Source organism: Streptomyces californicus, from assembly GCF_000717645.1.
Lineage (GTDB): Bacteria > Actinomycetota > Actinomycetes > Streptomycetales > Streptomycetaceae > Streptomyces > Streptomyces californicus.
Genome location: NZ_JNZZ01000014.1, coordinates 142,522 through 154,754 on the forward strand (window position 1 = coordinate 142,522; position 12,233 = coordinate 154,754).

Consider the following 12,233-nt stretch of genomic DNA (forward strand, 5'->3'; position numbering starts at 1 on the left):
TCGATGAACGCGCCGTACGACGGTGACCGCGGGCAGGGCGCGGGCGGAGCAGCGTCTCCGGGCGGGCCTCCGGTTCCTCCGCAGCCGGGCCAGGACGGCTCGGTGCCGCCGGACCCGTACCTCCAGCACGCCTACGAGGAGGACCCCTACCGGGCGCAGGGGCTGACCGCCCAGGACCCGGTGGGCGAGGCTCTCTACGACCGCGCCGCGCACCCGCCGCCGCCCCCCGGCACGTACCAGGATCCGGGAGCGCTCTACCAGCAGCCTCCCGCCGCTCCGTACGCCCCCGACCCCCGCGTCTGGGCCCAGACTCCGCCCCCCGAGCCGGCGGGCCCCTCACGGCACCTGCCGTACGGCGAGCATCCGGCGACCACGCAGTTCGTCGGCGTCGACGACCTCGTCACGCAGGCAGCGGACGACCGCCAGGAGCCCGACGCCTTCGCCCATCTCTTCCGGGACCAGGAAGGGGCGGGGAAGCCTCCGGTGCCCTCCCAGCACGAACCGGCTCCCGCGCCTCCGCCCGCCAAGGGCGGAGGCGGCAAGGTGTCCGGGCTCCTCAAGTCCAGCGCGGTCATGGCCGCCGGCACCCTCGTCTCGCGCCTCACCGGGTTCGTGCGGTCCCTGGTGATCACGGCGGCGCTCGGCGCGGCACTGCTCGGTGACAGCTTCACCATCGCGTACACCCTGCCGACGATGATCTACATCCTGACCGTCGGCGGCGGTCTGAACTCGGTCTTCGTCCCTCAGCTCGTCCGCGCCATGAAGGACGACGAGGACGGCGGCGAGGCATTCGCCAACCGGCTCCTGACCCTGGTGATGGTCGCGCTCGCCGCGATCGTCGGCATCGCCGTCTTCCTCGCGCCGACGTTGATCCACATGTTGTCGCCCACCATCGCGAACGATGTCGCGGCGAACAGCGTCGCCGTCACCTTCGCCCGGTACTGCCTGCCCACCATCTTCTTCATGGGCGTGCACGTGGTGATGGGCCAGATCCTCAACGCCCGCGGCAAGTTCGGCGCGATGATGTGGACCCCGGTCCTCAACAACATCGTCATGATCATCACGTTCGGGCTGTTCATCTGGGTCTACGGCACCTCCGCCGAGTCCCGCATGGGCGTCGACACCATCCCGCCGGAAGGTGTCCGGCTGCTCGGCATCGGCACGCTGCTCGGCCTCGTCGTCCAGGCGCTGGCGATGCTCCCGTACCTGCGCGAGACGGGCTTCCGCTTCCGCCCCCGGTTCGACTGGAAGGGCCACGGGCTCGGCAAGACCGTCAAGCTGGCCAAGTGGACCGTGCTCTTCGTCCTGGCCAACCAGGCGGGCGTCCTCGTCGTCACCCAGCTGTCCACGGCGGCCGGCGCGGCCTCCGGCCATGACGGAACCGGATTCCTGGCCTACTCCAACGCCCAGCTGATCTGGGGCATGCCGCAGGCCATCATCACCGTCTCCGTCATGGCCGCGCTGCTGCCCCGGATCTCCCGGGCCGCCCACGACAACGACCCCGGCGCGGTCCGCGACGACATCTCCCAGGGACTGCGCAACTCGGCCGTCGCCATCGTGCCGGTGTCCTTCACCTTCCTCGCGCTCGGCCTGCCGATGTGCACCCTGCTCTACGCCTCCAGCGGCACCGAGGCCGCCCGCTCCATGGGCTTCATCCTCATGGCCTTCGCGCTCGGCCTGATCCCGTACTCCGTGCAGTACGTCGTGCTGCGCGGGTTCTACGCGTACGAGGACACCCGCACCCCCTTCTACAACACGGTCATCGTCGCCGCCGTCAACGCCGCCGCCTCCGCTCTCTGCTACGTCGTCCTGCCCGCCCGCTGGGCCGTGGTCGGCATGGCCTTCTCCTACGGTCTGGCCTACGCGGTCGGCGTCGGCGTGGCCTGGCGCCGACTGAGCAACCGTCTGGGCGGCGACCTGGACGGCGCGCACATCGTGCGGACCTACGCCCGGCTCTGCATGGCGGCGCTGCCCGCAGCCCTGGTCGGCGGAGCCGCCGGCTTCGGGATCCTGGAGCTGGTCGGTGCCGGGGCCCTCGGCTCCCTGGCCGCCCTGATCTGCGGTGGTCTCCTCCTCCTCGGCATCTTCTTCGTCGCCGCGAAGAAGATGCGGATCGAAGAGGTGAACGGCCTGGTGGGTATGGTCCGTGGACGGCTCGGACGCTGAATGAGCGCCCGCCCGCACAACCCTCGCCGCACACCGCGTGTCGTGCTTAGTGCCGGAGTGTGGGCACAATTGGCGTGACTGTGCAGAGCTGGCTGGGCATCGCGCAACGGATGGGGAGGCAGGAACGACGGTGGCGGAACGTAGCACGGCTGCCGTCGACGTGGCCGACAACAGCGGCGGCGAGCCGTTGACCGCCAAGGCGGACGAGTCCACGGCCGACGGGACGGCGCAAGCCGAGAACGCCAAGGGCGCGAGCCCCGAGAAGACCGGGAAGACGGACGGCGGGCGGGACCGTTCCGAGGCCGTTCCGGCCTCTCCCGACCTGCACAGCGGTCACAAGCTCGCCGGGCGCTACCGGCTGGAGGAGTGTGTCACCCGGCTGGACGGCTTCAGCAGCTGGCGCGCCGTCGACGAGAAGCTCCGCCGGGCGGTGGGCGTCCACCTGCTCACCGCTGACCACCCGCGGGCCCGCTCGGTCCTCGCCGCGGCCCGCTCCTCGGCCCTGCTCGGCGACCCCCGCTTCGTCCAGGTCCTGGACGCCGTGGAGGAGAACGACCTCGTCTACGTCGTCCACGAATGGCTTCCGGACGCCACCGAGCTCACCGCTCTGCTCGCCGCCGGGCCGATGGAGGCCCACGACGCCTACCAGCTCGTCAGCCAGCTCTCCCAGGCGATGGCCGCCGCCCACCGCGAGGGCCTGTCCCATCTCCGCCTCACCCCCGGCGCGGTGCTGCGCAGCTCCACCGGGCAGTACCGCATCCGCGGTCTCGCCGTGAACGCGGCCCTGCGCGGCATCACCGCCGAGCGCCCTCTCCGCGCGGACACCGAGGCCATCGGCGCCCTCCTGTACGCCGCGCTCACCCACCGCTGGCCGTACGGGGAGGACGCTCACGGGCTCACCGGTCTGCCCAAGGAACTGGGGCTCATCCCCCCGGACCAGGTACGGGCCGGCGTCCACCGCGGTCTCTCCGAGCTCGCGATGCGGGCACTCGCCAACGACGGCGCCACCGCGTCCCGGCAGGAACCTCCCTGCACCACCCCGGACGAGCTGGCCAAGGCCGTCGCGGCCATGCCCCGCGTCCTTCCGCCGGAGCCGGCGTTCGCCGCCCCGCCGGCGTACCAGCGCACGACCTACCAGCAGGGCACGTACGGACGCCCGTCCTCGCACCCGGCCGCCGTGACCCAGCCGGTCATACCGCCGCCTCCCACCCCCCTGCAGAGCCGGACCGGCCGCGTACTCAAATGGACCGTGTCCGCTCTCCTCATCGCCGCGCTGGGCCTCGGCAGCTGGCAGCTCGCGGAGGCGTTGCTCGACCGGACGAAGGGCTCGGACGACACCGGGATCACCGAGCCGAGCGAGGACGACAAGAACAAGGACGACAAGCCTGCCCCGCGCGCTGAACCACTGGACATCGCGGGAGCCACGGAGTTCACCCCCGACGGCTCCGGGATCAAGCAGCAGGAGGTGGGCAACACCGTGGACGGCGACCCCGGCACGCACTGGGTCACCCCGCGGTACGAAGGCTTCGCCAACTTCGGCAATCTCCCCCAGCGCAAGCAGGGCAGCGGAATCATCGTCGACCTCGGCAAGGTCCGGGATGTCTCCGGCGTAGACGTGTCCCTGTACCGAAAGGGTCAGACGACCAGTATCTCCGCCGCTTCCCCCGACGCTACGGCCCCGTCCTCGGCGGCCGACTTCGACCAGCCGATCGTGAAGCAGACGGTGGCGGGGCAGACGCTCAAGGAGAAGCTCGACGCCCCCATCCGCACGCGTTACGTCCTGATCCACATCACTGAGCTCCCGGCGGACGGCACCGGCGGATACCGGGGCGGCATCACCGACATCTCCGTCCTCGGCTGAACTCGGTACGGAGGGTCCCTCGGTACCGAGCCGCGTTCAGCAGACCTGTCGAGCCGCTACGGTGAGTCCGCCGTAGGCTGCTCGCTCCGACGGGGCCGGGCGGCAAGGGTTGCGGTCGTGCCGCCCGTGACGGCAGGCTTCTCCCCGTCGCGCCGCTTCGACGGGCGCGGCCCGTAGAACACATCTGATCCGGTTCGGAGGGGGAGCACGGTGGATTCCGTTCCACCAGAGGCGCCGAGCGACTCGGAACTGCTCGCCCAACATGTGGCAGGCGATCCCGACGCCTTCGGTGAACTCGTACGCCGTCACCGCGACCGGCTCTGGGCCGTGGCGTTGCGGACCCTGGGGGACAGAGAAGAAGCGGCCGACGCCGTCCAGGACGCCCTCGTCAAAGCCTTCCGCGCGGCCCACACCTTCCGCGGCCAGTCCGCCGTCACCACCTGGCTCCACCGGATCACGGTCAACGCCTGCCTGGACCGGGTGCGCAAGGCCGCCTCCCGCAGGACGTCCCCCGTGGACGACCCCGAACGGCTCGACCAGCTTCTGGAGCCCCACGAATCCGCCGAGGGCCCCGCTGTCCGACAGGACCTCCACCGTCAGCTCCAGAAGGCCCTGGACACGCTGCCCGCCGAGCAGCGGGCGGCCCTGGTCCTCGTCGACATGCAGGGTTACCCGGTGGCGGAGGCCGCCGAGATCCTGGAGGTTCCGAGCGGCACCGTGAAGAGCCGGTGCGCCCGGGGACGAGCGAGACTGGCCCCTCTGGTCCGCCATCTGCGTGCGGAAACCAGTGGCCGGGCCCCGGACGGAGAGGACGCCTCAGGCCACCGGAACCGTACGCCCGGCGCATCCGTCCCATCTGCGTCGGGTCCCAGAGACACCGGAGCGAACAGCCCTGCCGCGACGAAGGGAGGAGGTGGGCACCCGTGACATCCACGGCCGACACGACTCAGCACCCGGAGGTCTCCGAGATCTCCGATCTCACCGAAGGGCTGCTTTCCGCTTCCCGGGCCTCGGAAGTCCGACGGCACCTTGCCGCGTGCGAGCTCTGCGCGGAGACACACGATTCTCTGGAAGCGGTACGCGGGCTCCTCGGAGCGATGCCCACTCCTGAGCCCATGCCGGAGGACATCGCCGCCCGTATCGACGCGGCCCTCGCGGCGGAGACGTACGCGCCCACCGAACCTGCGGTCGACGCATCCGCAGACACCAGCGGCTTCCACGTATCCGCCGCGGAAGAGCCTGTCGTTGTTTCACGTGAAACAAGGACAGGGGCAAGCGCGGCGACCGGGCCTTCTTCCCTGAGCAGTGGCGCTCCTGCCTCCGACCGCCCCGCGGGTAGGCCCTCCGCGTCTACCGGGCCGGGTCGACGCCCCTCCACCCGTCGACGACGCGGTGCCGTGATCCTCGGCACCGCGTTCGGCGCAGCGGTCATCGGAGCGAGCATCTTCTTCCTCCAGGCCGTCGATCCCTCCGGCGACTCCCACCCCAAGAGCGCATCCAACGGAGTCAGCGCAGCGGACAGCGGCGGTGACTTCTATGCCGACGACACCCTCGAAGTCCACGTGCAGGACCTCCTGGGTCGTGAACCCGGCCAGGACAACCCCGGCGTGAAGAAATTGCCGCCGGAGGCCGACACCAAGTCGTCAAGCGAAGCCCTCAATCCCGACGCCGACGCATCCAGGAGCCCCTTGCAGGCCCCCACCGTCGTGGTGCCCCCCTGTGTACAGCAGGCCACCGGCCGCACCGCACCGGCGCTCGCGCTCGACGAGGGCGTGTACGAAGGGAAGAACGCCTACCTCGTGGTCCTTCCCCACGCCAGTGACTCCTCGCGTGTCCAGGCATACCTCGTCGCCGCCACCTGCGTGGACACCGCCCCGGAGTCCCCCGGGCAACTGCTGCTCACGCGCGCCTACGACCGGCCCTGAAAACCGTCCGCACCCGCTGCGGCACGTTCGGGAATGCATCAGCCGTAGGATCCGTTGGGTGGGGTGAGAGTCGTTGACCGACCCCGTAGGCAGTTAGGCAGTCTGCAGAAACGAGGAAGAAACCCGTGAGCGACGTCCGTAATGTGATCATCATCGGCTCCGGGCCGGCCGGGTACACCGCGGCGCTGTACACCGCCCGCGCCTCGCTGAACCCGCTGGTCTTCGAGGGCGCCGTCACCGCGGGCGGTGCGCTGATGAACACCACCGACGTGGAGAACTTCCCCGGTTTCCAGGACGGCATCATGGGTCCCGAGCTCATGGACAACATGCGCGCCCAGGCCGAGCGCTTCGGCGCCGAGTTGATCCCCGACGATGTTGTCGCGGTCGACCTCACCGGCGAGATCAAGACCGTCACCGACACCGCCGGCACGGTCCACCGCGCCAAGTCGGTCATCGTCACGACCGGCTCCCAGCACCGCAAGCTCGGACTGCCCAACGAGGACGCCCTCTCCGGACGCGGCGTCTCCTGGTGCGCCACCTGCGACGGCTTCTTCTTCAAGGACCACGACATCGCCGTGATCGGCGGCGGTGACACCGCGATGGAGGAGGCGACCTTCCTCTCCCGCTTCGCCAAGTCCGTCACGATCGTGCACCGCCGTGACACGCTGCGCGCCTCCAAGGCGATGCAGGACCGGGCCTTCGCCGACCCGAAGATCAAGTTCGCCTGGGACAGCGAGGTCGCCGAGATCAAGGGCGACCAGAAGCTCTCCGGGCTGGTTCTGCGCAACACCAAGACCGGCGAGACGTCCGAGCTGCCCGTGACCGGTCTCTTCATCGCCGTCGGCCATGACCCGCGCACCGAACTTTTCAAGGGCCAGCTCGAACTCGACGACGAGGGCTACCTGAAGGTCGAGGCGCCTTCCACCCGCACCAACCTGACCGGTGTCTTCGGCGCCGGCGACGTGGTCGACCACACCTACCGTCAGGCCATCACCGCAGCGGGCACCGGCTGCTCCGCCGCGCTGGACGCCGAGCGCTTCCTCGCGGCCCTGGCCGACGCCGAGCCCGCCGAGCCGGAGAAAACCCCGGCCGTCTGAACGTCCGCACCACATCCCACCCCCACGAGAGACTAAGGAGGCCGCCGTGGCCGGCGACCTGAAGCACGTTACGGATGACACCTTCGACGAGGTCGTCCTCAAGAGCGACAAGCCCGTTCTGGTGGACTTCTGGGCTGCCTGGTGCGGCCCGTGCCGCCAGATCGCCCCGTCGCTGGAGGCGATCGCGGCCGAGCACGGCGACCAGATCGAGATCGTCAAGCTCAACATCGACGAGAACCCGGCCACCGCCGCCAAGTACGGTGTGATGTCCATCCCGACCCTGAACGTGTACCAGGGCGGCGAAGTCGCCAAGACCATCGTCGGCGCCAAGCCGAAGGCCGCGATCCTCCGCGACCTCGAAGGCTTCATCGCACCCGCCTGACCGTTCGGCAGCGCTCCGGCTCGATGTTTCACGTGAAACATCGTCACAGCGGGCGGAGCACCGGTTCCTTTTGAACTGCTCCCAGCAACCGGTCGAGTGCCATCTCCACGTCTTCCTTCCAGGACAGCGTCGTCCGCAGATTCAGTCGCAGCCGGGGATGGACGGGGTGGGGGCGCACGGTCTTGAAGCCCACGGCCAGGAGATGGTCCGCCGGAAGCACGCACCTGGTCGGCTCCGAGCGAGCGTCCCCGAACGCCTCAATGGCCTTGAAGCCCCGGCGCAGCACATCCTTCGCCACGGTCTGCACCATGACCCGGCCCAGCCCTTGCCCCTGGTACTCAGGGACGATCAGCCCAGTGATCAACTGCACGGCGTCGGGGGAGACCGGACTGGTCGGAAACGCCGTCGAGCGAGGCACATACGCAGGTGGGGCGAAGAGCACGAAGCCGACCGGGACATCGTCCACATAGACCACCCGGCCGCACGAGCCCCACTCCAGCAGCACCGCCGAGATCCAGGCTTCCTTCTCCGGGCCCGGCTTGCCCGCCCTTACCGCAGCTTCTCCGCTGACCGGATCAAGCTCCCAGAAAACGCAGGAGCGGCAACGCCCCGGGAGGTCCGGAAGGTTGTCCAGGGTGAGCGGTACGAGTCGGCGCCCCATGTCGGCGATTCCCCACTTCCTCCGCCCGCCGCACCTCGTGCGGCTGCCAGCGCGCTCCGTTCATGGAACAGACTGCCGACGAATCCCCCGACAGCAGCCAGGCCCAGTCCGACCGTGACAAGTCGGCCGCGGCTCACTCGTGGCAAGGTCTCCGCCTCCTCCGAGGTCGATCACCGTGGATGCGCTGCCCCGGAACGCATCGTATCCACCCAGAGGTGATGCGGACACCGAGGGAGAGCAAAGGGCGGACCGTGTTCCGGTCAGTACCGGAAGCACAGCCCGCCCTCTACGGTGCCTGGACGCTCAGCCCTCGTCCTCCTCGGACGACTCGGCGAGCCGACGCTCCAGCACCCGGCCCTCACCCGGGGCAAGGCTTCCAAGAATGCGGTCCAGATCCTCCATCGAGGCGAACTCGACGACGATCTTGCCCTTCTTCTGCCCCAGGTCGACCTTCACCCGCGTCTCGAAGCGGTCGGACAGGCGGGTCGCCAGATCGGTGAGCGCCGGGGAGACCCGCCCTCCGGCCCTCGGCCCCTTGGGCTTCCGAGTGCGGGACGGATGCGAGTCCATCAGCTTCACGATCTCCTCCACCGCACGCACCGACATGCCTTCAGCCACGATGCGATGGGCCAGCTGGTCCTGCTCCTCGGCGTCCTCCAGGGACAGCAGGGCACGAGCGTGCCCGGCCGAAAGAACCCCTGCGGCGACCCGGCGCTGGACCGGCGGCGAGAGCCGCAGAAGCCTCAGCGTGTTCGTTACCTGCGGACGCGAACGCCCGATCCGGTCGGCCAGCTGGTCCTGGGTGCACTGGAAGTCCTTGAGGAGCTGGTCGTACGCAGCGGCCTCCTCCAGCGGGTTCAGCTGAGCCCGGTGGAGGTTCTCCAGCAGTGCGTCCAGCAGCAGCTTCTCGTCGTCCGTGGCACGGACGATGGTGGGAATGCGCTCCAGTCCCGCTTCCTGGCACGCCCTCCACCGGCGCTCGCCCATGATCAGCTCATAGCTGTCCGGGCCCGTCTTCCGGACGACGACCGGCTGCAGCAGACCGACTTCCTTGATGGAGACGACCAGCTCGGCCAGTGCGTCCTCATCGAAGACTTCACGCGGCTGACGCGGGTTCGGGGTGATGGAGCCGACCGGAAGCTCAGCGAAGTACGCACCGGACGCCCCGACGCCCTGCTCGGTACGCTCCTCGGGCGCCGAGGCCGGCTCCGGCACCAACGGCGAGGACGGCAGCCCGGCCAGCTTCGCTGCGGGAACCCCGCGATCCGCGGTCAGAACCGCCCCCGCGCCGAACGAAGCGGCGCCATCATCGATCTCCGGGCCCTTTTTCTCCAGAGGAGCAGCGGGGATCAACGCGGCGAGCCCGCGCCCCAGGCCTCTACGACGCTCACTCACTGCATGCCCTCCGAATTGTTCTGCAGGCTGTTCTGGTTGCTCGTGTGTGCGGGCTGAGCCTCGTAGTGCACTCCAACGCCCCGCAGAGCGATTTCCCGGGCGGCTTCGAGGTACGAGAGCGATCCGCTGGAACCCGGGTCATAGGTCAGGACGGTCTGTCCGTAACTCGGCGCCTCCGAGATGCGCACCGACCGCGGGATGCTCGTTCTCAGGACTTCCTTGCCGAAGTGGGTGCGGACCTCGTCGGCGACCTGGGAGGCGAGCCTCGTCCGACCGTCGTACATCGTCAACAGGATCGTCGAAACGTGCAGCTCCGGATTGAGGTGGCCGCGTACCAGGTCCACGTTGCGCAGGAGCTGTCCGAGCCCTTCCAGCGCGTAGTACTCGCACTGGATGGGGATGAGTACCTCGGCTCCCGCCACCATGGCGTTCACCGTCAGCAGGCCCAACGACGGCGGGCAGTCGATCAGGATGTAGTCCAGCGGCTGCTCGTACGCCTGGATGGCCCGCTGGAGCCGGCTCTCCCGCGCCACCAGGGAGACCAGTTCGATCTCCGCGCCGGCGAGATCGATGGTGGCCGGAGCGCAGAAGAGGCCCTCGACGTCCGGTACGGGCTGGACCACTTCGGAGAGGGGTCGGCTGTCCACCAGGACGTCGTAGATCGAGGGGACTTCCGCGTGGTGGTCGATGCCCAGAGCCGTGGAGGCGTTGCCCTGTGGGTCGAGGTCGACCACCAGGACGCGCGCGCCGTGCAGGGCCAGAGAGGCGGCGAGGTTGACCGTCGTGGTCGTCTTGCCGACCCCGCCCTTCTGGTTGGCGACCACCATGACCCGGGTGCGGTCGGGGCGGGGCAGCCCTTCACCGGCTCGGCCAAGGGCCTCAACCGCCAGCTGAGCGGCACGGCCGATGGGTGTGTCGTCCATCGGCGGCGGTGTTTCACGTGAAACACCATCGCCCAGGGACTCGGTTCGGGGACCGGGGACCGGGTCGGTCATCGGTCCCGCGATGTTGGCGTCGGACCGCAAGGATTCACTCTCCTCGACTTCAGGCTCGCAATGAACAGAGCGTGCCATGCTTTCGGGGTCGTGAACCAGCGAGGCCCGCTGTTCTGTGGATGAATCCGTACGTGTGGACAACTCGGCCACCCGTCCGGGTTTGCGGTCGCGCGGCGCCGCGGCCGCACGACCGCGGTCGATGATTCCCTGCAGCAGAGAGCGACGTTTCACGTGAAACACGATGCCCCTGTGCGGCAACTACCAGGCCACGACACTCCGCAGACGTCATCTACCGCCAGGTTCCGGCAGAGAAGCCGCCCATCACCCCGAGCATGGATGAAATACGCGTACCGCCCGGCGATCCGTCTGACGCGCCGGGCGGATCCGCCGCTGCAAGGCCGCCCTCAGCGCCGCCTGCGAGCGCGCCCCGTGCGGGCGGCCTTGGCGCGCTTTGCGGCGAACCTCACACCGCCCGGACTCTCACCCACCACGACCCGGACGACGGTGGACAGCGGATCGACGATGCCTTCTCCGACCTGAAGCACCTCGGTATCGACGACGCCGAGCTTGCTGAGCGCCGCCCTGGCACCGTGGAGCTCCTCCTCGGCGGTGTCGCCCTTGAGCGCGAGCATCTCGCCGTACGGCCTCAGCAGGGGAACGCCCCAGCCCGCGAGCCGGTCCAACGGCGCCACCGCACGCGCGGTCACCACCTGCACCGGCTGCAGCGTGCCCAAGACCTCTTCGGCCCGGCCGCGGACGACCGTCACATGGTCCAGGCCCAGCAGTTCGACGACCTCCTGGAGGAAGTTCGTCCGCCGGAGCAGCGGCTCCAGCAGGGTGATCTTGAGGTCCGGGCGGACCAGGGCGAGCGGGATGCCGGGCAGCCCTGCCCCCGAGCCCACATCGCATACGGTGACGCCTTCGGGCACGACCTCGGAGAGCACCGCGCAGTTCAGCAGGTGCCGCTCCCAGAGCCGCGGAACCTCGCGCGGCCCGATCAGGCCGCGCTTGACCCCGGCATCCGCCAGCAGCTCGGCGTACCGGACAGCCTCCGGAAAGAGCTCACCGAACACCGCCTGCGCCTGCGCAGGTGCCTGGGGAAGCTCTGCTGCCTCCGTCACGGGGGACCGTCCTTCCGTACCGCCCTAGGGCCTGTCTGGTGGCCGACTATCAAGCTGACACATTCGGCCCCGCCTGCGAACAGGCGGGGCCGACAGTACAAGGGTCCGGTCAGGCCGGAAGAACGACGACGAAGCGCTGCGGCTCCTCGCCCTCCGACTCGCTCCGGAGGCCGGCGGCGGCGATCGCGTCATGCACGACCTTGCGCTCGAACGGCGTCATCGGGTCCAGCTTCACCGGCTGCCCCGAGGTCTTGACCTCGTTCGCGGCCTTGGCGCCCAGCTCGGCGAGGACCGCGCGCTTCTTGGCGCGGAAGCCGCCGATGTCCAGCATCAGCCTGCTGCGGTCACCGGTCTCCCGGTGCACGGCCAGCCGCGTCAGCTCCTGGAGCGCCTCCAGGACCTCGCCGTCGCGGCCCACGAGCTTCTGGAGATCGCGCGCCGACTCGCTGATGATCGACACCGCGGCCCGGTCCGCCTCGACGTCCATGTCGATGTCGCCGTCGAGATCGGCGATATCGAGCAGGCCCTCAAGGTAGTCGGCCGCGATCTCGCCCTCCTGCTCCAGGCGGGTCAGGGTGTCGCTGCCTGCCTCGGCGGGCGCCGTGGAAGTGGTGCCTTCCGTCACGGATG

The 12,233-nt window shown here is 69.5% G+C and carries 11 protein-coding genes; 6 read left to right on the forward strand and 5 right to left on the reverse strand.

Annotated elements, in window-relative coordinates; translation table 11 throughout:
- Positions 1-3 precede the first annotated feature (3 nt).
- The 6 genes from murJ to trxA all read left to right on the forward strand — a co-directional run bounded on the left by murJ (position 4) and on the right by trxA (position 7,431).
- Positions 4-2,166, forward strand: a complete 2,163-nt coding sequence (murJ, locus tag IF19_RS0119475) for a murein biosynthesis integral membrane protein MurJ (RefSeq protein WP_030115108.1) — start codon at positions 4-6, stop codon at positions 2,164-2,166.
- A gap of 130 nt (positions 2,167-2,296) precedes the next feature.
- On the forward strand, positions 2,297-4,027 hold the full coding sequence (locus tag IF19_RS0119480) for a protein kinase family protein (protein WP_030276511.1): 1,731 nt from the start codon (positions 2,297-2,299) through the stop codon (positions 4,025-4,027).
- Positions 4,028-4,237: 210 nt separating this feature from the next.
- A complete protein-coding gene (gene sigM / locus IF19_RS0119485) occupies positions 4,238-4,954 on the forward strand; it encodes an RNA polymerase sigma factor SigM (RefSeq protein ID WP_030115110.1) in 717 nt (238 codons plus the stop codon).
- Entirely contained in the window at positions 4,951-5,952 is a 1,002-nt protein-coding gene (locus IF19_RS0119490) for an anti-sigma factor family protein (RefSeq protein ID WP_030115111.1), read from the forward strand. The genes sigM and IF19_RS0119490 overlap by 4 nt, the downstream gene beginning before the upstream one ends.
- 125 nt (positions 5,953-6,077) lie before the next feature.
- Positions 6,078-7,049 carry a thioredoxin-disulfide reductase gene (trxB, locus tag IF19_RS0119495; RefSeq protein WP_030115112.1) on the forward strand — a complete coding sequence of 324 codons (972 nt, stop codon included), beginning with the start codon at positions 6,078-6,080 and terminating at the stop codon, positions 7,047-7,049.
- Positions 7,050-7,095: 46 nt separating this feature from the next.
- Positions 7,096-7,431 carry a thioredoxin gene (gene trxA / locus IF19_RS0119500; RefSeq protein WP_030115113.1) on the forward strand — a complete coding sequence of 112 codons (336 nt, stop codon included), beginning with the start codon at positions 7,096-7,098 and terminating at the stop codon, positions 7,429-7,431.
- A gap of 43 nt (positions 7,432-7,474) precedes the next feature.
- Here the strand turns inward: trxA and IF19_RS0119505 are convergent, their stop codons facing one another.
- The 5 genes from IF19_RS0119505 to IF19_RS0119525 form a co-directional block, all read right to left on the reverse strand.
- Positions 7,475-8,092: a GNAT family N-acetyltransferase gene (locus IF19_RS0119505; protein ID WP_030115114.1), complete on the reverse strand. Its 618-nt coding sequence runs from the start codon at positions 8,090-8,092 to the stop codon at positions 7,475-7,477.
- Positions 8,093-8,395: 303 nt separating this feature from the next.
- Positions 8,396-9,487 carry a ParB/RepB/Spo0J family partition protein gene (locus tag IF19_RS0119510; protein ID WP_030115115.1) on the reverse strand — a complete coding sequence of 364 codons (1,092 nt, stop codon included), beginning with the start codon at positions 9,485-9,487 and terminating at the stop codon, positions 8,396-8,398.
- Positions 9,484-10,560, reverse strand: a complete 1,077-nt coding sequence (locus IF19_RS0119515) for a ParA family protein (protein ID WP_078581011.1) — start codon at positions 10,558-10,560, stop codon at positions 9,484-9,486. The genes IF19_RS0119510 and IF19_RS0119515 overlap by 4 nt, the downstream gene beginning before the upstream one ends.
- A gap of 326 nt (positions 10,561-10,886) precedes the next feature.
- Positions 10,887-11,603, reverse strand: coding sequence for a 16S rRNA (guanine(527)-N(7))-methyltransferase RsmG (rsmG, locus tag IF19_RS0119520; RefSeq protein ID WP_030115117.1), 717 nt, complete (start codon positions 11,601-11,603; stop codon positions 10,887-10,889).
- A gap of 109 nt (positions 11,604-11,712) precedes the next feature.
- A complete protein-coding gene (locus IF19_RS0119525) occupies positions 11,713-12,228 on the reverse strand; it encodes a Jag family protein (RefSeq protein ID WP_030115118.1) in 516 nt (171 codons plus the stop codon).
- Positions 12,229-12,233: the final 5 nt, after the last annotated feature.

Bases quoted from the DNA above. Each gene is read 5' to 3' on its own strand.
- murJ (WP_030115108.1), top strand. From the start codon at position 4: ATGAACGCGCCGTACGACGGTGACCGCGGGCAGGGCGCGGGCGGAGCA.
- IF19_RS0119505 (WP_030115114.1), bottom strand. From the start codon at position 8,092: ATGGGGCGCCGACTCGTACCGCTCACCCTGGACAACCTTCCGGACCTC.
- IF19_RS0119515 (WP_078581011.1), bottom strand. From the start codon at position 10,560: ATGGCACGCTCTGTTCATTGCGAGCCTGAAGTCGAGGAGAGTGAATCC.